The following is a 19,501-nucleotide window of genomic DNA, read 5'->3' on the forward strand; positions in this document are numbered from 1 at the left end:
GAACCATGGAGCACCGCGGAGTCGATGCCGCCGAGCAGGCGGCAGCGATGATGACGGCGGCGGGCATGCCGCGGATGCCCGCGCGCACCCTCATGGCCCTGCTCGCAGCTCCCGCCGGCGGCTATACGGCGGCGGAGCTCGCAGACCGCCTCGGCGTCAGCGCCGGGGCGGTCTCCGGCGCCGTCCGGTACCTGCAGGACGCGCACTTCATCCGCCGGATGCCGACGCCGGGGCATCGGCGCGACCGGTACGACGTCGTGGTCGACGCGTTCCACTCGGTCATCATCGGGAACATCCCCGTCTACCTGCAGATGGCCGACCACGTCGACCGGATCTCCGGCGAGATCGCGGACGACGAGGTCGCCGTCGAGCGGGCGGCCAGCATGTCGGGCTTCCTCCGGTTCATGGCGAAGCGGATGCCGGAGCTCGTCGCCGAATGGGAGGACATCCGCACCTCAGGCGACTTCGGCGTCGACGCCTGACTCCCCTGGTCGTTGAGCGAGGGAGGAACGACCGAGACGAAACGTGCCAATCCAACGAGATCAGCTCGCCGCGTTTCGTCTCGCCGGTGCCCGTTGTGCGGGACGCCCAGGGATGTCCGCCCGGTCCGGCTCACAGACTGCGGTGTGTCCGGAGTGGGCCGCCAAGCAGGCTGCCCCTTGTCCGTGCCCAGGCGGCCGGTGTTGTTTGTCCCGACGTGGCGGACGCCTCCGCATGCGACGTGCCCGTAAGCGGATCGTTCAGCGCTCGGTAGGGATCTTCAGCGCCCGCATGTACCGTCGTCGCGCGACACGCTGCGCGATCAGGAGCAGGGGGAAAAGCGCACGCCAGTGCAGAGTTCGACTGGGGCGAGTGACCGATCGTATGGTGAGCCTGACGACACCGTTCTCGCGGTGGACGATAAACGCTTCCTCGCCGGTGACGGGGTGGCCAGGTAGCGTCCGGTATGCGAATCCGACGCGGTCGCCGGTCCGGACCACATCAACCACTTCAACGGGCTCCAGAATCGTGATGCCGAGCGCGTGAACAGCTATTACGGGTCGGTCCCCCCGTGCCACTGTTCTTGCCGGCTCGACCGAGAAGCCACTTCGAGTCTTCACGCCCCAGCACAGGGTCTCGGTCGTGGCCCAATCCCACAGGGAGTCACCTCGCCCCAGCGCGACAGTCTTTTCCCATAAGCGACCGGGTGACGGCTGGAGGCTCCACTGCGCCGCGGAGATCTCCGTCAGTGAAGTGTTCTGCCTGAGCGCCATGACCCGATCATTTCACCCCACGTGCGACGCCCCCGAGCCGTCCCCGTCGCATCCGTGGGTGCGGGGCATCGAGTCAGCGAGCCGACTGCGTGCCCCAGGGCGAGTATTCGGACGGGATCCGGTTGGGAACATCCGTTCAGCATGCGCTGCTGCCAGGAAGTTGGGCTCGCCGCGACGGCTGCGCGGAGCCGGTGAGAACCGCCTCAGACCGGGAAGCTGCCCATCGTCAGCTCGGCGTCGACTCCGGCGGGCAGGGGAAACCACCCGATGAAGGTGACGCCCTCTTCGGTGGCGTCAAACCTGGCAATGGTCTCATTGGCTGGCTCGTAGAAAGTGTCCCCGGCCCGGAGGATGGACTCCTGCTCGCCACTTACTTGGAAATACACCGAACCGGACTCGATGACACCGAAGACGGGCCCGTTGTGCCAATGCGCTCCGGGATGGACGTTCGCGGCGATCCTGATCCGTCGGACTTCCATCGTTGCAAAGCTCGTGTGCGCAGGGAGCTGAAGTCTGCTGAGCGTCACACGTTCCACCGGGTCCTGGCTCACGTCTCGATCGTGTCACAGCCGTCGTGACCGATCAGGAATACGTCACACCGACGCCGCCAGTAGCCCGACCGCAGGTGGATCCGTCGGCGTGCCGAACAACGAGGAGTGGCGCCAACCGGGGGCCTGCCGGCATGAGATTCGAGGCCGAGACGAAATTCCGTACGGGGTGCGGAGCCTCAGCGAGTCGTGGTGGCCCAGTAGACCGTGGCAAGCGGGACGTCGCACGACGTCAGTAGATAGCCCCAGGCCCGTCTGAACCCCAGGATGAGCTTCGGGTCGGGAAGGAGCTGCCCGATCTTCCCGTTCGCCTCGATGCGAACAGCGCAATTGCCAGACATCGACCAGTGAGCGTCACCGCTCAATGGCGTCGGTCACCAGACAGGCACCATCGTCCAGGCTCGTTCTGTATGACGTCTAACGATGGACCCGCTCGGGTCGCCAGGGTTACGGTGGGCTCGTGGGTTCGATCACTGACGGTCAGCCCGAACGACGTGGCGTCCGCGCCCGGCTCGGCGTGGGCATCGCCGTCGTCCTGGGTGTCGTTGCCGGATTCTTTGGTTCGATCTTCGGCCCCTTCAGCGTCATGCTCGCCGGCGGGATCCTGACTGCGGTGGGCGGGATCGCCGCCGTGGCCTTCCGTGGTAGAACGTGGACCCGTGTGGTTCTCGCAGTCGGCATCGCCGTCGTGATCGGGGCATGCGCGTACGTTCTGATAGGACTCGTCATGCCGCAAGGAGCCGGCAGCGGGTCGGGCGGTGGCTGCGAGCCGGGCGGTACGTGCCGCCCGTAACAGTGGGGCGGGTGGTCACCCCGGTGGAGGTCGAGGTCTTCCGATGATGGAGGTTCCTTCGCGTTCCGGCCGAGGGGTGCTGCCCAGGCAGCCACCGACGGACCGCATCGCCACGCGAAAGCCGATCGGTCAGCGTGCGTCGCACCGTTGGGCATGGGCATGCACGCCATGGGTCAGAGGTCGAGGAAGTCGCCGAGCCAGGCTCTGACGGATGCAAGGCATCCGGTGCTGACAATGCCGGCGGTGCCGGTGAGGCGGTCGCGAGATAGCGTACGGGGCTGCTCGGTCATGATCCAGGAGGCCCGGTCCAGGTCATTCGGCCCGTCAACGCGGATGTGGTTGGGCCAGCCACGATCACTGGTGGTGATCGGCAACGCGATCACGAGGGTGGTGACCGCGTCGAGGTAACCGGCAGAGGCGACGATCAGGACCGGGCGGTGGCCACCCTGCTCACGACCGCGCACGGGTTCCAGCGATGCCCAGGCGATGACGCCCGGTGCAAGCTCAAGGTCGGTCACGCCACGGAGTCTGTCAGTTCAGTCCGTTCCCACTGCGCCGACTCCGCGGAATGCGAGGCCACATCCGCGGGCGAAGTCCGGGCGATCGCCGTCTTCAGCGACTGCAGCCGCAGCCGGCGGTCTTCAGCATCTGCCAGGCGAGCAAGGTGAGCGCCGAGCGTCAATCCCTCACGCCCTGCTTGCGCCTTGAGGCGGTCGCGAAGCTCATCGCTCACCTTGATCGTGGTAGTCATACCAGGAGTATACCGACCTGCACGGAGAACGATTCCACATTCGTGGCTGCTCTACCGACGTCCGGCTCAACGATCCCCGCATGGCCACCTTGGGCCGCGAAGTGCAGCTGAGTGAACCCGGAGGTATCCGCCAGATTGACGTCGTCGCCTACTTTGATCGCGGCTTCGACATGGCCGAGCCGTCCCCCCAGCGCTGCGTAGTGGAGGTCAGTCCTGCCGACACGATCGAGAGTCGGAGTCACGACGGACGTACTGGCACGCCGAGCAGACCGCACATTCGCCCGTGGCGACGTCAGAAGAGGATCCGTCAACGCCCGTCGCGAAGTATCACACGGCTCAGACGCAGTTGAACATCGCCAAGTACGCGAAGCGTCGCGACGTCATCGAGCCCGGTGGTGGCCTCCCAGTCATGGCCCGAGCCAAGAACATCACAATCGTCGTTGTCGAGTAGCGCGGACCCGTGATGGGCGCGGTCCACATCCGCTCGCGACGGGATACGAACTCGGGGTCATCCAGCACGTCGTCTGGCACGGCACGGGCGAATACATCTCGTGCATCGACAAAAGCGGGCGTAATCTGTGCTCACATCATCTGCGAGACGCGATCTGGGGAGCCGCGGTCATGGATGCATCGACATCGCCGGAAGGGCCGAGTCCGTACGGACCCGGCTCCAGTCCGTTCGTCGCGCCTGGAAGTCCGCTCCCCGATGCCAGTCCTGACGTACCGTCCGCCGGCCCGCCCCTCGGCGGCGTCGCGCTGACGCCACCGCCGACTCCTCCTGAGCCGGTCCGCGGCGGCCGGGCGCTCCTCACCGTCACGATCGTCTCCGCGGCGATCGGGCTCGTCGCATCCGTCGTCTCCGTCGCGCTGACGGACATCGACCTGTCGATCGGCGTCGCCTCGCCGTTCGTGCCGTGGCTCGCACTCGCCGCCTGCGCGGTCGCGGTCGTGTGCGGAGCCGTGCTCCTCGAGCGCCGGGCGCGGCGGCGGGGGCTCATCGGATCAGTCGTCGGGGTGGCCGCTGCGACCGGGATCCTGGCGGCCACATCCCTCATCCCTCTCCCTGATCTCGCGGTCCATGCCTACGGCTACGCGTGCCCGTTCTCGACGTCCGGACTGCAGGGCTCGGCCGGCTGGTCACCGGATGCGCCCATCCCCTACGGCAGCACGATCGCCGAATCCAGCGGCATGCAGAACCAGCCGTGGACGACCTTCACCGTCGACAAGCCGGTCGACGTCACCGCGATCGCGCTCACAGCGGGCGCACGACTCCCGCGCAGCGGAACCTACTTCGCCGTCCCTGTGACGCGCGGCAAGGTCGACGAATCAGCGATGTCGTGCTCCGATCCGCTCAAGGCGCAGGCGTTCTGGGCCTCCGGCGGCGGTCGCGGAGGCGAGACCGCAGACATCGCGCTCGCGCTCCCGGACTACCCGGGAGGCGCACAGGGCGGACGGGACAACGGCGACGGCACGGTCACGTACTTCGTGATCTTCGACATCACCCCGGATGCGGCTGCGCACGGTGCATTCGGGATCACGCAGCTGCCGTCCAACAACGCGGATCCGTCCGAGGTCTACTGGGGTGCGCATTCGTCAGGGCCGGTCCTCGCGGCACCGGAAGCGTCGCCCTCAGCACCCGCTGCGACGCCCGCACCCTCGGACACCGGCGGCCCTTCCACACCGGTACCGGTGGGTCCCGCGCCGGATCCGTCGGCGAGCACGTCGGTCGACGTGTACGTCCCCGACGACTCGGCGACCGGCTCGTCGCCGTCGCATCCACTTCCCTACGGCTCGGCCCAGACGATGAAGGCGGTGCGCACGGGGAAGGATGCGCTGACCTTCATCGTCGGCGCGCCGAAGGACATCACGGCCGCGGCGAAGGCCGGCGGTGCAGCTGCCCCGAAGCAGGGGGCGTACCTCGCGGTACCGGTCACCTCCCGGGAGATCGACGCGAGTGCGATCACGGATGCGAACGGGGTCGAGTATCCGGGCGGATACTGGTCGACCCCGGCGAACCTGAACGGCGTCGAGAGCATCGACGTCTCGATCCCCGGGTATCCGACGCTCACCAAGGTGCAGAACCCCAACGCGGACGGGACGTGGAGCTACTGGGAGATCTTCGACGTGCCGGCGAGCACGATCTCCACCGGCCGATACGAGATCGACCTCACGCTCCCCGACGGAACCGTCGAACCCTGGTACTGGGGGACGCCCGCACCATGACCGCACCCATGGCTCCCGCGATCACCGCGACCGCACCCGCACGCCCGCCCCGCACCGTGGTGGTGGCGTTCTATCTGTGGTGGGCGCCCATCACCTGGCAGCTGATCGGGCTCGCGTACATCCTCCTGACCTTCTCTGAGGCCGCGCGGATCGGCGGTCCCGCCTGGGACGTCCTCCTGAACGACGGCCCGTCCGCCCTTCTCCTGCCCGTGGTGTGCGGTGTCGAGATCGCATTCCTGTTCCCCATGCGCCGGGGCATGCGCGCAGCACGGATCGTGCTGACCGTGGTCGGCTTCCTCATCGCGGCGGCTCTGGCCCTGCTGCCTACCACCATGGAAGGAAACCCGGCGGCGCTCCTCACCGCATTCGGTCTGGTGGTCGCTGTCACGATCGCCGCCGTCGTGCTGATGTTCGTGCCGTCGTCGAACCACTGGTTCGCGGGGGCGACGGATGCGGGCGTCCCCGACGCTGCCCTCGACACTGCCGCACCCGTGACGCGACGGCCTCTCATCGTGACGGTCGCGTTCTGGATGTGGTGGGTGATCGTCCTCGCGCAGTTCGCGTTCGTCATCCAGGACATCGTCGAGGTCGCGCAATACGGGGTCGGGATCCTCGTCAACGTGTGGTGGGGGGACGCGCTCGACCTCGCCTTCGCCGTCGTGGCGGCCGTCTTCACTCCGAGTCTCGGACACGGTAGTCGCGTCGCGCGGATCGTCCTCACCGTGGGGAGCGGCGTCACGCTTCTGCTCGGTCTCGTCGTGGAGCCGCTCCTCAGCTGGACCATCCCCTGGTACACCGCCCTGTTCTTCCTGTTCCTGATCGCCGCGACCGTCCTCCTCTTCGTGCCCGTCGCGAACCGGTTCTTCGCGCGGCGCCAGGCTCAGCCCACGCATGCGGTGCCGCACGAGGCGACAACCGCAGCATCCGCGACGACCACGACATCCGCGGTCGTGCCGCCGAGCCCGTACGCCATCGCACCGGCCACCGACCTTGAAGCCGCGCCCGGCGACGCCGAACCCGCCGGGGACGATCCCCAGCCGGTCGACGAGAGCTGACTCAGCGGGGAGGTCATGGATCAGTCGCCGCCGCCGCGGGTCGAGTCCGTTCACCCCGCCAGGGGGCCGGGACCTCGCGGATCCGTCCGATACCGCGCGTGGTGAAATCGTCGTCTCTACGCCGCACGAGCGCCCCCGATCCACCGTTCGGGCTCGAGCTGGCATTCGAACTGCCGATGCCAGCAGTGTGTCGGTGCAGGCACACGAGGCTGCGACGTGCAGATGGGTGAAGAACACCCGGCCAGCCCCCATCCGCTCGTATTCCGGAGCAATCGGGCGACTGCTCGCGTTGTTCTTGATGATGTGGAGATTCGGACGCGCTTCGGTGCGTGCCTCTCTTCTCGGTCGATTCTTGAGTGAATTCGGAGTCATATGACTACGCCGCCGCGCAGCTGGAACTCGGGAGAGTGCCACGATCGCCGTCGGGCACGCGGCGCTATGGCGCGAATAGCCGACTCGATGCTCTCGTAGCGAAGAGACCATTCCTCGGGCTTGCTGAGCACCAGGACCACGGGCTGATCGTCGCCACCCCGCGATCATCGCAACCCGGCGGTGTCGCGGACGCCGGCCACGCGTCAGACGAGGCGCTCGAGCACGTCGAGGATGGGGAGCTGGCCCTTCACAAGACGGATGCGCGCCGCATCCATCGTCGACCACTCGGCGCGATCGACCTCGGGGAAGCGCTCCAGCTTCCCCGAGCGGGGCGGCCACTCCAGCTCGAACTCGCCGAACGCGAACGGCCCGGGCTCCCACCCGGAGCCGTCCAGCGCGTAGACAGCGAGCTTCTTCGACGACGAGACCGTGAACACGCCGAGGTCGAGCGCACGCGCGTCGGGCGGAGCGACGCCCAGCTCCTCGTGGAACTCGCGGACCGCCGCATCCCACGGCTCCTCGTCCGCCGGGTCGTATTCACCCTTCGGGAGCGACCACGCGCCGGCGTCCTTGCGGGCCCAGAACGGCCCGCCCATGTGCGCGATGAGCACCTCGAGCGCCGGCGCCCGCCGGTACAGGAGGATGCCCGCGCTCGTCACCATGGGTCCGCCCGGCCTCAGGGCCGCGTCTTCGGGGAGACCTCGTCGGTGAGCGCGGCGTCGCGGACGACGACGTCGCCGAGCGCGACATCGATGGCCGCGAGGACGTCCGCCTCGAGGACGACACCGGATGCTGCGACGTTCGACGCGATCTGCTCAGGACGGGATGCGCCGACGAGCGCGGCGGCGACGTTCGGGTTCTGCAGCACCCACGCGATCGCCAGCTGCGGCATCGTGAGCCCGAGGTCGTCGGCGATGGGCTGCAGCTGCTGCACGGCGGTCAGGACGTCGTCGCGCAGGAACCTCTGGATGAAGTGCGCGCCGCTCTTCTCGTCGGTCGCACGCGACCCCTCGGGCACCGGCTGACCGGGGAGGTACTTGCCGGACAGCACGCCCTGCGCCATCGGCGACCACACGATCTGAGAAAGCCCGAGCTCCTCGCTCGTGGGGACGACCTTCTCCTCGATCACTCGCCACAGCATCGAGTACTGCGGCTGGTTCGAGATGAACGGGACCTTCAGCTCGCGGGCGAGCTCGGCGCCCGCGCGCAGCTGATCGGCGGTCCACTCCGAGACGCCGATGTAGAGCGCCTTGCCCTGCCGGACGATGTCCGCGAACGCGAGGAAGGTCTCCTCGAGCGGCGTCTCGTAGTCGAACCGGTGGGCCTGGTACAGGTCGACGTAGTCGACCCCGAGACGGCGCAGCGACCCGTCGATGCCCTCGAAGATGTGCTTGCGGCTGAGGCCGGCGTCGTTCGCGCCCTTCGGGCCGATGGGCCAGTACACCTTCGTGAAGATCTCGAGCGACTCACGGCGCTGGCCGGCGAGGGCCTTGCCGAGCACGACCTCGGCGGCGGTGTTCGCGTACGTGTCGGCGGTGTCGAACGTCGTGATGCCGGCATCCAGCGCCGCGTGGACGGTCGCGATCGCCGCGCTGTCGTCGATCTGGGACGCGTGCGTCACCCAGTTCCCGTACGTGATCTCCGAGACTTTCAGGCCGCTGTTACCGAGGTGGCGATACTTCATGCCTCCACGCTAACGGGCGGCGGGAGGTCGCGCCCGCTCAGGCCGGATCGGCGGATGCGGCGGCCGGCGCCACGGGCGCCGCGAACGCGGGGCTCTCGGCGGCCGTCGTGACGATGGCCGCGCGATCGCGGAAGCCCTCCGCGCTCACACGGTCGAGGTCGACCTGCTTGCGGATGCCGGCGGTCTGCTCGTACAGGCTCGGCTCGCCGAAGCTCGTCAGCACCTTCACGAGGACGGGCAGCAGCTCGATCATGAAGAACAGGGACGCGATCATCCAGTGCGCCCACAGGATGGCGGGCTGCTTCTCACCGAGGGTCGTGAGGCCGTTGATCTGGCTGAGGATGCCGACGGCCCCCGCATTGCCCTGGGCGACCGCATCCGCTCGCGCGTTGTAGGCAGCGAGGGCCGCGTCGTACTGCTTCTGCGCGGTCGGCAGCTGGCTCTTGGCCGCCGCACGGTTCTGCGACTCGGACGCGCTGGTCTGGTTCTTCTCCGCGGTGGTGGCGGCGTCGAGCGACGCGTTCGCGTCGCGCAGCTGCGCGGCCAGGGCATCGTACGTCTGCTGCGCCTGCGCGAGCTGCGCCTGCGCCGCCGACGAGCTCGCGCCCTTGCCCTTCACTCCGGTGCAGCCGGGCACGGTCCCGGCACCCTGACCGGTCAGCTCGCACTGGTAGAGGGCGCGCGCGTCGTCGATGACCTTCTGCTGATCGGCCATCTTCTTGGTGAGGTCGTCGACGTTCGACTGCGCGGCGGACTGGGAGGCCGAGGCACCGGACGTGCCCGCAACGATGCCGGTCTTCGCCTGCTGCTCGAGGGCGGCGACGCGCTTGGACGCGGCATCCATCGCCTTCTTCTCCGGCCCCTTGTCGAGCGCCGTCTGGTCCGCCTGCGACTGCACGATGTTCGTCGAGGCGACCTCGCGCGCGATGTCGTTGTGGAAGACCTGCAGCACGACGGGCTCGGCGACGACGAACCCGATGAGCGCCGCCATGAGGACGCGGGGGATCGCGAGGCCGATGAGCTTGCCGACGCTGCGCGTCGACGTCATGGTCGAGGTGAGGAATCGGTCGAGGTTGAAGATGAGGAGCGCCCAGACGAGGGCGATCGGGATGGCGAGCCAGATCGCCGCCTGCGCGCCCGTGGTGAGAGCGAAGAGCATCGAGATCGCCGAGACGACGGCCGTGCCGAGCAGCACGAAGAACATCTGCACGAACTTCGGCGTCTCGCCCGGGACGCGATCGAGGATGGGGCCGTCCGCGCCGCCGAGGATCGCGAGCTTGCGCAGCCGCGAGCCCGGGATGCGCGGCGTACGCTCGCGCTTCGGCTTGGGCTCACGCGCGGGCTCCGCCTGGAGGGGATGCGGGTCTCCCGCCGGCTCCGCGAGCGCCGGAGGTTCGGGAGCGATCGGCACCGTCGGGGCGTCCGGAACGGGCCTGACGGAGGCCTCAGGATCGAAGGCCCGAAGGAAGTCGAAACCGTCGTCCTCGCCGTCGATCGGCTCGTCGAGTTCGAACTGGATCCGGCCCTGCGAGTCCATGCGGCCCGGGCGATGCGCGGAGTACTCCATCCCTCCACGCTACGAAGAGCCGCCTGGACGTCCCGTGGACAACCCCTATGCGGGCTCTCAGGTTGAGGGGATCCCGATGTGCGCGGCGAGTTCCCGATCGAACGTCTCGGCCTCGTCGAGATGCGGCGCGTGGCCGGCGTCCGGGAGGCTCACCTCGCGATACGAACCGCCGTTCGCGGCGTACCGGTCGAGCACGGCACGGGTCTGCGTGACCATGGGCTGCGGGGGCGCGACCTCGGCGCCCGGCCAGCCCGGGATGATCCCGAGGAGCCCCAGCTGATTGAGGTCGAAGAACGACGCGTCCGAGACGATGGCGTCCTTCCCGCCGTGCACCCAAAGGATCGGGGGCTTCACCGCCAGGTCGACGATGCCGGAGAGGTCGAGGTGCTGGGGCGCCATCGTGTTGAGCACCCCGCGCATGCCGGCGGCGAAGCCCGGCCAGTTCTCCGACACGACCGAGTCCCCGGGGTAGTTGTCCAGCCCGGTCCTGGTCGTGAGCATGGAGGCGACCCACGCATCCTCGTGCGCGGCCTGCAACTCGGGCTTCGCGACGTACGAGCTGCGGTACACCGTACGCGGCGACGTCTGCGCGTCGGCGGATGCATCGCCGGCATCCAGTCGCGCGACGAAGTCGGGATTCGCCCCGCCGCCGCCTGTGCCTGCGCCGTCGGCGTCGTTGCGGACGCCGTCCGCGCCGTGGGTCCCGCCGAAGCCGTACGGCGAGACCGGCGCCTCGAGGGTCAGGGATGCCACTCGCCCCGGGGCGTCGAGCGCCACCTGCATCACGACCCCGCCGCCCATGCTCCAGCCGACGAGGTGGACCTGTTCGAGCTCGAGGGCGTCGAGCACCGAACGCACGTCGTCGGCGAAGTCGCGCAGCCCGCGCGCGGCGTCGACGGGCTTGGTCTCGCTGTCACCGAATCCGCGCAGATCGATCGCGAGCGCCCGCACGCCGGCCGGGAGCGCGAGCATCGAGGGCTGGTAGAACGCGGCCGACGACACGTTGCCGTGCACGAAGACGACCGTCGCCGTCGGATGTTCGGCCGCACGCTCGAGCACATTCGCCGTGTAGCGGGTCGTCGGGACACGACGGGCGGTGATGCCGTCGAAGAGCGTGCTGGCCATGTGGACTCCTTCGTCGTGCGGCGGCTCCGCCGAAGCGACGGATGCGGCCGTACCTGAAGGGTAATTCATGTTTCAGTTCCGCGCCACGGAATCGTCGGCGAAACCGCTGGACGCGGTCGTCAGGCGAGGGCTGCTGCGGCGGCCTCGTCCTCCGTCGTCGCGACGAGCTGACCGCACGCGCCGTCGATCTCCTTGCCGCGGGTGTCGCGGAGGGTCGTCGGGATGCCGGCGTCGTTGAGCCGGCGGACGAACTCGTCCTGCACGGCCTTCTCCGACGAGGTCCAGATGGAGCCCGGCGTGGGATTGAGCGGGATGGGGTTCACGTGCACCCACCCGCGGCCGCGGGCGTTGAGCTTCTCGGCGAGGAGATCGGCGCGCCACGCGTGGTCGTTCATGTCCTTGATGAGGGCGTATTCGATCGAGACGCGGCGGCCGGTGCGTTCGAAGTAGGCGCGCGCCGCATCCAGCGCCTCGTCGACCTTCCAGCGCGAGTTCACCGGGATGAGCTCATCGCGCAGCTCGTCGTCCGGGGCGTGCAGCGACAGGGCGAAGGTGACGGGGATCTCCTCGTCGGCGAGCTTCTTGATCGCCGGCACGAGCCCCACCGTCGACACCGTGATGCCGCGGGCGCTCATCCCCATGCCGTGCTTCTTGTCGGTCATCACGCGCACCGCCTGCATGACCCGGGCGTAGTTCGCGAGCGGCTCGCCCATGCCCATGAACACGATGTTGGTGACGCGCTCCTCCTCGTGCCCGACACCCCGCGGGTCGCCGAGGCCGCCGGCGCGGATGAGCGCGTTCGCCCGCACGACCTGGTCGATGATCTCGGCGGCGGACATGTTGCGCGTGAGGCCCGCCTGCCCGGTCGCGCAGAACGGGCAGTTCATGCCGCAACCGGCCTGGCTCGAAACGCAGAGCGTGATGCGGCCGGGGTAGCGCATGAGGACGGACTCGACGAGCGCGCCGTCGTGCAGGCGCCACAGGAACTTGATCGTGTCGCCGCGGTCGGTCTCCAGGCGCCTGACCTCCGTCAGAAGCGGCGGGAGGAGCCCCGCGACGAGCTCTTCGCGGCCGGATGCGGGCAGGTCGGTCATCGCGGCGGCGTCCCACGCGTAATGGGTGAAGTAGTGCTTCTCGAGCTGCTTCGCGCGGAATCCCGGCAGTCCGAGCTCCTTCAGCCTCTCGACGCGCTCCTCGGGCTTCAGGTCCGCGAGGTGCACCGGCGGCTTGCCGCGGCGCGGGCTCGCGAACTGGAGCAGCGGGCGGCCGTCGGCATCCTTCTTCTGCGACCAGCCCTCGGTCTTCGGCCGCACCTGGGTGACACGGGTGGTGCTGCTGCGGGGAGAGTCGGTCATGGATCCAAGGCTACCGGCGGGCACTGGGCGAAAGCAGGATGCCGCGGACCCGCCGCACTGCTGGCCCGCGGCCGTATGCTGGCGCGATGGTGCCACCTGACCGCCTTCTCGCGTTCGCCGCGGCGGCGCTCGTGCTGATCGTCATCCCCGGCCCGAGCGTGCTGTTCACGATCGGTCGCTCCCTCGCCCTCGGGCGCATCGGGGGCCTCCTGAGCGTCCTCGGCAACGCGCTCGGGCTGCTGCCGATCATCGCCGCCGTGGCCTTCGGCGTCGGCGCGATCGTCGCGGAGTCCGTCGTCCTCTTCACGATCATCAAGGTCGTCGGGGCCGTCTACCTCGCCTACCTCGGCATCCAGGCGATCCGGCATCGGAAGGATCGCGCCGCCGGCACCGCCGTGCTGCCGCGCTCGCACTGGAAGCAGCTGGGTCAGGGCTTCATCGTGGGCATCACGAACCCGAAGACGATCGCGTTCTTCATCGCGGTGCTCCCCCAGTTCGTGGACCTGCACGCCGGCATGGTGCCCATGCAGATGATGGAGCTCGGCCTCGTGTTCTTCGTGCTCGCGCTGCTGTCCGACGGCACGTGGGCGCTCATCGCCGCCGGTGCGCGGGATTGGTTCGGCCGCTCCCCCACGCGCATGGAGCGGCTGACCGCGACCGGCGGCGGGATGATGATCGGACTCGGCGGCATCCTGCTGCTGACCGGCAACAAGTCCTGAACTACAGGAAGATGTCCGGGAAGAGCTCGCCGTCGGGTGTGCCGGGCACGGCGGCGTAGCCCGAGAAATCGCTGACGCCGGCCGCCTCCAGCACGTCCTCGACGATGAGCGTCTGCCCCGTGTACTCTCGCGCCGGCTGCTGGAGGACCTCGTACGCGGCGTCGGCGTAGATCTCCGGTGTCCGGCTGACTTTCATCATCCGGTCGCCGCCGAGGGAGTAGAGCACCGCCGCCGTCGCGATCGTCGTCCGCGGCCACAGCGTGTTGGCGGCGACACCCTCGGACGCGAACTCCGCCGCGATGCCGAGCGTCGCCATCGTCATGCCGTACTTCGCGAGCGTGTACCCGGTGTGCGCGCCGAGCCATTTCGGGTCGAGATTCAGCGGCGGGGAGAGCGACAGGATGTGGGGGTTCTCCGCCTCCCGCAGGACCGGGAGCGCCACACGCGACAGCATGAACGTCCCGCGCACATTGACGTCCTGCATGAGGTCGTACTTCTTCGCGGCGAGATCGAGCGAGCCCGACAGGTCGATGACCGACGCGTTGTTCACGACGACGTCGATGCCGCCGAACTCGCCTTTCGTCTCGAGCACCGCACGCGTGATGTCGTCGTCGTCGCGGACGTCGCCGACGATCGCGAGCGCGTTGCCGCCGGCATCCCGGATCTGCTGCGCGGCGGTGTGCACGGTGCCTTCGAGCTTGGGATGCGGGGTGTCGGTCTTCGCAAGGAGGGCGACGTTCGCGCCGTCGCGGGCCGCGCGCAGCGCGATCGCGAGCCCGATGCCTCGGCTGCCGCCGGACATCAGGATGGTCTTGCCGAAGAGTGGGCCCACGCGCCCGGAGGCTCCGGGCGACGCGCCAGCGGCGTCTGGAGTGGGCGTGGGGATCACGCGTTCTCCTCGGGCTTGGCACGGCGGGCGGATGCGGCGGCGAACCCCGCGACGCGCGCCTTCGCGTCGGGCGTCTCGATCGCCTCGCCGATCGTCCGCGCCTCCTCGACCAGCTGCTCGGCGAACGAGCGCGCCGGCTGCGAGCGGACGAGGCGCTTCGCCTGCCCGTACGCGCCGTACGCGTTCGACAGCCAGAAGCGGGCCACCTCGTCAGCGCGCGCCCTGACCGCGGCGGCCGTCGATTCCGCGTCGGATCCCTCCACGACCTCGGCGACGAGCCCCCACTCGAGGGCCTCCCGAGCCGTCAGGAGCCGGTCCTGCAGCACGAGCTGGAGGGCGCGGCGCTGGCCGACGGCGTGGGCGAGCTGCGCCGAGACCGACAGGTCGGGCGTCAGACCGATGTTCGCGTACAGGCTGCCGATGCGCGAGTTCGCACCGACGATCGCGTAGTCCGAGCACATCATGATGCCGAGGCCGCCGCCCGCAGTCGTGCCGTGCGCAGCGGCGACGACCGGGATCGACGACTCCGTGAGCGCACGGATGCCGATGTTGATGACGCCGGCGAGCTCCGTGAGCAGGGCACCGGAGCCCGTGTCCTGCGCCATGTCGAGGACGTCGCCGCCCGCGCAGAACGACGGGCCTGCGGCATCCAGCACGATCGCGCCGACGTCGCCGCGGGTCGTCGCCGCGGTCGTGACCTCAGCCCACACGTGCGCCGTCTCGGCGTTGAACGCGTTGAGCCGGGCCGGGCGGTTGAGTGTGATCCGCGCGAGACCGCCCTCGACCGCCAGCAGGATCGGGCCGGAACCCACGTCCGAGCTCACGTCGGGGCTCACTTCGGTGCCATCCGGATCGCGCCGTCGAGGCGGATCGTCTCGCCGTTGAGGTAGCCGTTCTCGACGATCGCCATCACCATCTGCGCGTACTCGTCAGGACGGCCGAGGCGGGACGGGTACGGCACCTGCTGGCCGAGCGAGTCCTGCGCCGCCTGCGGGAGACCCGCCAGCATCGGGGTCTCCATGATGCCCGGCGCGATCGTGCAGACGCGGATCGCGTAGCGGGCGAGCTCGCGGGCGATCGGGAGGGTCATCGCGTGCACGGCGCCCTTGCTCGCCGAGTACGCGGGCTGGCCGATCTGTCCGTCGAACGCTGCGACGCTCGCCGTGCTGACGATGACGCCGCGGTCGCCGCCCTCGGTCGGCTCGGTCCTGGCCATGTACGCGGCCGCCTGGGAGGTGACGTTGTACGTGCCGATCAGGTTGATGCGGATGATGCGCTCGAAGTCCGCGAGCGACGACGGCTTGCCCTCGCGGTCGAGCACCTTCGCGGGCGGAGCGATGCCGGCGCAGTTCACGACGACCCGCAGCGGACCGGCGGTGGATGCAGCATCCACGGCCAGCGCGACCTCCTCGGCGCTCGTGACGTCGGCGGGGGCGAAGATGCCGCCCAGTTCGCCGGCGACCTCGAAGCCCGCCGAGTTGGGCAGGTCGACGATCGTCACTCGGGCGCCGGCGGCCGCGAGACGGGTCGCCGTGGCTTTGCCGAGTCCGCTGGCACCGCCCGTGACCAGGGCGGCGGCTCCTGCGATGTCCATGTGCTCTCCTTCGAACGGATGACATTCAGTGTCAGTCTAGGCGGGACTCAGTGTCAGCAGCATCCCGACCCCCACGAGCCTACCGATGGGTGTTGACTGGAAGGTATGGAGATCCGCATCGAGCGCGTGTACGACGACCCGTCGTCCGCCGACGGATTCCGTGTGCTCGTCGACCGGTTGTGGCCGCGAGGACTCTCGAAGGAGCGGGCCGACCTGGACCTGTGGGCCAAGGAGGTCGCGCCCTCGACGGAGTTGCGCAAGGAGTTCCACCACGAAGGGATGTCGTGGGACGCCTTCGCCGCCGCCTACCGCGCAGAACTCGCCGTGAACCCCGCAGTCCCCCAGCTGCGCGATGAGCTCCGAGGGCACGGCGTCGTGACACTGCTGCACAGCGTCCACGACGCCGTGCAGAACCACGCGGTCCTGCTGCGCGAAGCGCTGCTGGCCTCGTGACGATCCCGATTGAACCGGTGGAGGTCCCGCCGGTCGTCCGCGAACTCGCCGCCGACGCGACGGTGGATGCCGTGTGGCTCAATGGGATCGGCGGCCGCACCTTCCGCCTCGGCGACGACCGGTTCGTGAAGTGGCAGCCGTTCAATGCCGAGACCTCGATGATCGACGAGGTGATCCGGCTCGAGTGGGCGGGGCGGCACACACGGGTTCCCCGCGTGCTCGAGGTCGGGTCCGACCATACGCACGAGTGGCTCGTGACGGCGGCGCTGCCGGGTGCATCGGCGGTCGATCCGCGCTGGATCGCCGACCCGGCGACGGCCGTGCGCGCCGTCGGCGAAGGATTGCGCGCTCTGCACGATGCCCTCCCGGTGGACGAGTGCCCGTTCTGGTGGGATGTTCCGAATCGCATCCGGGATGCGGAGGCGCGCGGCATCCTCGTCCCGGAATCTCTGCGCACCCCGCCCGCAGACGACGTGCTCGTCGTGTGCCACGGGGATGCCTGCTGCCCCAACACCCTCCTCGACGACGACGGTCGCTGGACCGCGCACGTCGATCTCGGCTCGCTCGGCGTCGCCGACCGCTGGGCGGACATCGCGGTGGCCTCTATGAGCACGGAGTGGAACTACGGTCCCGGCTGGGAGGACGCTCTCATCGATGCGTACGGCATCGCGCCCGACCGTGACCGCCTCACCTATTACCGGGGTCTCTGGAACGCCACCTGATCAGCTCCAGACGAAGCGGAAGGTGCCCGCCGCCACCGCGACCGTGAGAGCGATCACGATGATGGCGATGCCTCCGACGATCGCCACCGCATCCCTCGGTCCCACCGTCGAGGTGCGCGCCCACGTGCGCTCGATCCCGGAGCCGAGTCCGCGGGCCTCCATCGCCGTCGCGAGCTTCGTGCCGCGGCGCACCGCGAAGACGAGCAGCACGAACGCCATGGAGAAGAAGCGTCGCAGTGCTCCCTTGTCGCCGACGCCGCGCGCACGGCGGGCGAGGCCCATGCTGCGCCAGTCGTCGAGGAAGAGGCCGAGCGTGCGGGTGCCGGCGAGGACGCCGAGGACGAACCTGCTCGGCAGGTGGGCAACCTGCGCGAGGGCGTCGGCGAGCTCCGTCGGGTCGGTCCGGGCGAACAGCAGGATGGTCGGGAGCGCCAGCGCCACGACCCGCAGCGAGATCGCGATGGCCAGCTCGATCGAGCCGTCGCTGATCGTCGCGGCGCCGAACGTCCAGTAGACCTCGCCGGACGACTGCCCATAGAGGAGCATGCTGACACCGGCGATCGGCGCGAACAGCAGAACCGGCGCGAGCCGTTTCGCGACGATCGCGAGGGTGAGCCCGGTGAGCGGGATGCACATCAGCTGCAGCAGGATGGCGACCCCCGCGCTCGTGACATCGATCGACGCCATGAGCGGCACCGCGAGGATGAGGGCGAGGAGCACCTTCGTCACCGGGTTGACGCCGTCGAGCCACGCACGACGCGGGTCTTCACGTCGATGCCGGTCGTTGAGCGAGCGCAGCGAGTCGAAACGCGGCGAGCCTTCCAGATCAGCCCCCTGCGTTTCGTCTCGGTCGTCCCTCCCTCGCTCAACGCCCGGCACGGGCTCAACGACCGGCACGGGCTCAACGACTCGTGAAGGCTTGTGTTCAGAGACCGACATGCGCCGCCTCCGCTTCGAGGGTGACCCGCTGCCCGCCGAGGTGCCGGACCACGCCCTCGTCGTGTGTGACGGCGACGATCGACGAGCCGCGGGCGATCTCGTCCTGCAGCAGGCGGACGAGCTCGATCCAGCCGACGCGGTCCTGCCCGAACGTCGGCTCGTCGAGGACGATGACGGCAGGGGATGCGGCAAGCACCGTCGCGACGGACAGCCGCCGCTTCTGCCCGCCCGAGAGCGTGAACGGGTTGGCCAGGGCGAGCGGCGCGAGGTGCAGCCGCTCGAGGAGGTCCTCGACGATCCGCTCGGTCTCGGCGACCGGCAGCTTCAGCGCCTTGGGCCCGACGGCGAGCTCGTCGCGGAGCGTCTGGGTGAGGAACTGATGCTCGGGCTCCTGGAACACCGTGCCGATGCGGGTGAGGAGTTCGCGCGAGGTCCACCGGATCGGCCGCCGTCCGGAACGCCCTTCGAGGTCGGCTGACGACAGCACTTCGCCGGACTTCTCCGGAAGCAGTCCGGCGAGCGTGAGAGCGAGCGTCGACTTCCCCACTCCGTTCGGCCCGGTGAGGACGGTCCCCGTCCCTCGCGGCACCGTCAGGTCGAGCGCATCCCGGACGACGGTGCGGCCATCGCGGCTGACGGCGAGGCCGGACGCGGAGAGCACCGCATCCATCGCCGGGTCGGCAGGGGGGAGTGCGGGCAGATCGATCGCCTGCCCCGGCACCCACACCCCCGCCGCCGCGAGCGCGTCGCCGTACCGGCCGAACACCGTGTCGGGGGTTCCGTCGGCGAGCACGCCGCCCCCCGCGTCCAGCACGATGACGCGCGTCATGAGGTCCACCCACGCCTCGGTGCGATGCTCGATGACGACGAGGGTCGCCCCCGATTCGCCGACCGCGTGCTCGACAGCACGTCGGACCTCACCAACCCCCTGCGGGTCGAGGTTCGCCGTCGGCTCGTCGAGGAGCAGCACGCCCGGGCGCATAGCCAGCACGCCCGCGATCGCCAGCCGCTGCTTCTGCCCGCCCGACAGCGCGTTGGTCGGTCGCGACACCGGGACGTCGAGCCCCACCGCCTCGAGCGCCTCCGCGACGCGGGACGGGATGTCGGATGCCGGGACCCCGAGGTTCTCGCAGCCGAAGGCGACGTCATCCCCCACCTTCGACAGCACGACGCCCGTGTCGGGGTCCTGCAGCACGAGTCCGACGCGGCCGCGATGCGCCTCGGGCCGCTCGCCGTCGACGAGCAGGGCGCCGGTCTCCTCGCCCTCGTCGGCGCCGCCGAGGAGGCCCGCGATGCCGGCGAGCAGCGTCGACTTGCCGGAGCCGGACGCTCCGAGCAGGAGGACGCGCTCGCCGGGCTCGATCGTGAAGGAGACGTCGCGCACGGCCGGCAGGCGCCGGCCGGCGTAACGCCATCCCCAGTCGATCGCGGTGATGCGACCGGGCGGGATGCGGGTCAC

General features: G+C 69.5%; 21 protein-coding genes. 7 read left to right on the forward strand and 14 right to left on the reverse strand.

The genetic code is table 11. The features are described from left to right. Positions 1 to 5 precede the first annotated feature (5 nt). Positions 6 to 482, forward strand: coding sequence for a GbsR/MarR family transcriptional regulator (locus QSV35_RS08460; protein ID WP_286288231.1), 477 nt, complete (start codon positions 6 to 8; stop codon positions 480 to 482). A gap of 258 nt (positions 483 to 740) precedes the next feature. Here the strand turns inward: QSV35_RS08460 and QSV35_RS08465 are convergent, their stop codons facing one another. Both QSV35_RS08465 and QSV35_RS08470 read right to left on the reverse strand, forming a co-directional pair. Next, positions 741 to 1,253, reverse strand: a complete 513-nt coding sequence (locus tag QSV35_RS08465) for a DUF1990 family protein (RefSeq protein WP_286288232.1) — start codon at positions 1,251 to 1,253, stop codon at positions 741 to 743. A 203-nt stretch (positions 1,254 to 1,456) separates the two neighbouring features. Further along, positions 1,457 to 1,804 (reverse strand): cupin domain-containing protein, encoded by a 348-nt coding sequence (locus QSV35_RS08470; protein ID WP_286288233.1) that lies wholly within the window; start codon positions 1,802 to 1,804, stop codon positions 1,457 to 1,459. 457 nt (positions 1,805 to 2,261) lie between these two features. Here QSV35_RS08470 and QSV35_RS08475 point away from each other — a divergent pair, with 457 nt between their 5' ends. Beyond that, positions 2,262 to 2,594, forward strand: coding sequence for a hypothetical protein (locus QSV35_RS08475; protein WP_286288234.1), 333 nt, complete (start codon positions 2,262 to 2,264; stop codon positions 2,592 to 2,594). A gap of 173 nt (positions 2,595 to 2,767) precedes the next feature. Here QSV35_RS08475 and QSV35_RS08480 read toward each other — a convergent pair whose 3' ends face one another. Further along, positions 2,768 to 3,112, reverse strand: a complete 345-nt coding sequence (locus QSV35_RS08480) for a type II toxin-antitoxin system PemK/MazF family toxin (RefSeq protein WP_286288235.1) — start codon at positions 3,110 to 3,112, stop codon at positions 2,768 to 2,770. Continuing rightward, positions 3,109 to 3,345 carry a hypothetical protein gene (locus tag QSV35_RS08485; RefSeq protein ID WP_286288236.1) on the reverse strand — a complete coding sequence of 79 codons (237 nt, stop codon included), beginning with the start codon at positions 3,343 to 3,345 and terminating at the stop codon, positions 3,109 to 3,111. The genes QSV35_RS08480 and QSV35_RS08485 overlap by 4 nt, the downstream gene beginning before the upstream one ends. A 621-nt stretch (positions 3,346 to 3,966) precedes the next feature. On the opposite strand from QSV35_RS08485, the gene QSV35_RS08490 reads away from it, so the two are divergent. Together QSV35_RS08490 and QSV35_RS08495 are read left to right on the forward strand one after the other, a co-directional pair. After that, positions 3,967 to 5,568, forward strand: a complete 1,602-nt coding sequence (locus QSV35_RS08490; RefSeq protein WP_286288237.1) for a hypothetical protein — start codon at positions 3,967 to 3,969, stop codon at positions 5,566 to 5,568. After that, positions 5,565 to 6,623: a hypothetical protein gene (locus tag QSV35_RS08495; protein WP_286288238.1), complete on the forward strand. Its 1,059-nt coding sequence runs from the start codon at positions 5,565 to 5,567 to the stop codon at positions 6,621 to 6,623. The genes QSV35_RS08490 and QSV35_RS08495 overlap by 4 nt, the downstream gene beginning before the upstream one ends. 575 nt (positions 6,624 to 7,198) lie before the next feature. On the opposite strand, the gene QSV35_RS08500 is transcribed toward QSV35_RS08495, so the two are convergent. The 5 genes from QSV35_RS08500 to rlmN form a co-directional block, all read right to left on the reverse strand. Continuing rightward, entirely contained in the window at positions 7,199 to 7,657 is a 459-nt protein-coding gene (locus tag QSV35_RS08500) for an NUDIX hydrolase (protein WP_286288240.1), read from the reverse strand. A gap of 14 nt (positions 7,658 to 7,671) precedes the next feature. Then, entirely contained in the window at positions 7,672 to 8,679 is a 1,008-nt protein-coding gene (locus tag QSV35_RS08505) for an aldo/keto reductase family protein (protein ID WP_286288241.1), read from the reverse strand. Positions 8,680 to 8,716: 37 nt separating this feature from the next. Beyond that, positions 8,717 to 10,246, reverse strand: a complete 1,530-nt coding sequence (locus QSV35_RS08510; protein ID WP_286288242.1) for a DUF4407 domain-containing protein — start codon at positions 10,244 to 10,246, stop codon at positions 8,717 to 8,719. 57 nt (positions 10,247 to 10,303) lie between these two features. Further along, a complete protein-coding gene (locus tag QSV35_RS08515) occupies positions 10,304 to 11,371 on the reverse strand; it encodes an alpha/beta fold hydrolase (RefSeq protein WP_286288243.1) in 1,068 nt (355 codons plus the stop codon). 119 nt (positions 11,372 to 11,490) lie between these two features. Further along, entirely contained in the window at positions 11,491 to 12,726 is a 1,236-nt protein-coding gene (gene rlmN / locus QSV35_RS08520) for a dual-specificity RNA methyltransferase RlmN (protein ID WP_286288244.1), read from the reverse strand. Between the two features lie 86 nt (positions 12,727 to 12,812). Between rlmN and QSV35_RS08525 the strand changes: the two genes are divergently transcribed. Beyond that, positions 12,813 to 13,445, forward strand: coding sequence for a LysE family translocator (locus tag QSV35_RS08525; protein ID WP_286288245.1), 633 nt, complete (start codon positions 12,813 to 12,815; stop codon positions 13,443 to 13,445). Between the two features lies 1 nt (position 13,446). Here the strand turns inward: QSV35_RS08525 and QSV35_RS08530 are convergent, their stop codons facing one another. The 3 genes from QSV35_RS08530 to QSV35_RS08540 are packed head-to-tail and all read right to left on the reverse strand — an operon-like array spanning position 13,447 to position 15,928. Then, positions 13,447 to 14,277, reverse strand: a complete 831-nt coding sequence (locus QSV35_RS08530) for an SDR family oxidoreductase (RefSeq protein ID WP_286288246.1) — start codon at positions 14,275 to 14,277, stop codon at positions 13,447 to 13,449. Between the two features lie 53 nt (positions 14,278 to 14,330). Further along, positions 14,331 to 15,158 carry an enoyl-CoA hydratase/isomerase family protein gene (locus tag QSV35_RS08535; RefSeq protein ID WP_286288247.1) on the reverse strand — a complete coding sequence of 276 codons (828 nt, stop codon included), beginning with the start codon at positions 15,156 to 15,158 and terminating at the stop codon, positions 14,331 to 14,333. 8 nt (positions 15,159 to 15,166) lie between these two features. Next, positions 15,167 to 15,928, reverse strand: coding sequence for an SDR family NAD(P)-dependent oxidoreductase (locus QSV35_RS08540; RefSeq protein ID WP_286288248.1), 762 nt, complete (start codon positions 15,926 to 15,928; stop codon positions 15,167 to 15,169). Positions 15,929 to 16,033: 105 nt separating this feature from the next. On the opposite strand from QSV35_RS08540, the gene QSV35_RS08545 reads away from it, so the two are divergent. After that, positions 16,034 to 16,381: a DUF488 domain-containing protein gene (locus QSV35_RS08545; RefSeq protein WP_286288250.1), complete on the forward strand. Its 348-nt coding sequence runs from the start codon at positions 16,034 to 16,036 to the stop codon at positions 16,379 to 16,381. Then, the gene (locus QSV35_RS08550) at positions 16,378 to 17,103 is read left to right on the forward strand and encodes an aminoglycoside 3'-phosphotransferase (RefSeq protein ID WP_286288251.1); all 726 of its coding nucleotides are present in this window, start codon (positions 16,378 to 16,380) and stop codon (positions 17,101 to 17,103) included. Before QSV35_RS08545 ends, QSV35_RS08550 begins: the two co-directional genes overlap by 4 nt. Here the strand turns inward: QSV35_RS08550 and QSV35_RS08555 are convergent, their stop codons facing one another. Both QSV35_RS08555 and QSV35_RS08560 read right to left on the reverse strand, forming a co-directional pair. Next, complete coding sequence (locus QSV35_RS08555; RefSeq protein ID WP_286288474.1) at positions 17,104 to 17,901, reverse strand: energy-coupling factor transporter transmembrane component T family protein; 798 nt, start codon at positions 17,899 to 17,901, stop codon at positions 17,104 to 17,106. A 127-nt stretch (positions 17,902 to 18,028) separates the two neighbouring features. Further along, positions 18,029 to 19,501 (reverse strand): ABC transporter ATP-binding protein, encoded by a 1,473-nt coding sequence (locus tag QSV35_RS08560; protein WP_353618970.1) that lies wholly within the window; start codon positions 19,499 to 19,501, stop codon positions 18,029 to 18,031.

Origin of the sequence: Microbacterium candidum (genome assembly GCF_030315975.1) — a bacterium.
Taxonomy (GTDB): domain Bacteria; phylum Actinomycetota; class Actinomycetes; order Actinomycetales; family Microbacteriaceae; genus Microbacterium; species Microbacterium candidum.

Bases quoted from the DNA above. Each gene is read 5' to 3' on its own strand.
- QSV35_RS08460 (WP_286288231.1), top strand. From the start codon at position 6: ATGGAGCACCGCGGAGTCGATGCCGCCGAGCAGGCGGCAGCGATGATG.
- QSV35_RS08465 (WP_286288232.1), bottom strand. From the start codon at position 1,253: ATGGCGCTCAGGCAGAACACTTCACTGACGGAGATCTCCGCGGCGCAG.
- QSV35_RS08485 (WP_286288236.1), bottom strand. From the start codon at position 3,345: ATGACTACCACGATCAAGGTGAGCGATGAGCTTCGCGACCGCCTCAAG.
- QSV35_RS08490 (WP_286288237.1), top strand. From the start codon at position 3,967: ATGGATGCATCGACATCGCCGGAAGGGCCGAGTCCGTACGGACCCGGC.
- QSV35_RS08495 (WP_286288238.1), top strand. From the start codon at position 5,565: ATGACCGCACCCATGGCTCCCGCGATCACCGCGACCGCACCCGCACGC.
- QSV35_RS08500 (WP_286288240.1), bottom strand. From the start codon at position 7,657: ATGGTGACGAGCGCGGGCATCCTCCTGTACCGGCGGGCGCCGGCGCTC.
- QSV35_RS08505 (WP_286288241.1), bottom strand. From the start codon at position 8,679: ATGAAGTATCGCCACCTCGGTAACAGCGGCCTGAAAGTCTCGGAGATC.
- QSV35_RS08510 (WP_286288242.1), bottom strand. From the start codon at position 10,246: ATGGAGTACTCCGCGCATCGCCCGGGCCGCATGGACTCGCAGGGCCGG.
- QSV35_RS08515 (WP_286288243.1), bottom strand. From the start codon at position 11,371: ATGGCCAGCACGCTCTTCGACGGCATCACCGCCCGTCGTGTCCCGACG.
- rlmN (WP_286288244.1), bottom strand. From the start codon at position 12,726: ATGACCGACTCTCCCCGCAGCAGCACCACCCGTGTCACCCAGGTGCGG.
- QSV35_RS08525 (WP_286288245.1), top strand. From the start codon at position 12,813: ATGGTGCCACCTGACCGCCTTCTCGCGTTCGCCGCGGCGGCGCTCGTG.
- QSV35_RS08540 (WP_286288248.1), bottom strand. From the start codon at position 15,928: ATGGACATCGCAGGAGCCGCCGCCCTGGTCACGGGCGGTGCCAGCGGA.
- QSV35_RS08545 (WP_286288250.1), top strand. From the start codon at position 16,034: ATGGAGATCCGCATCGAGCGCGTGTACGACGACCCGTCGTCCGCCGAC.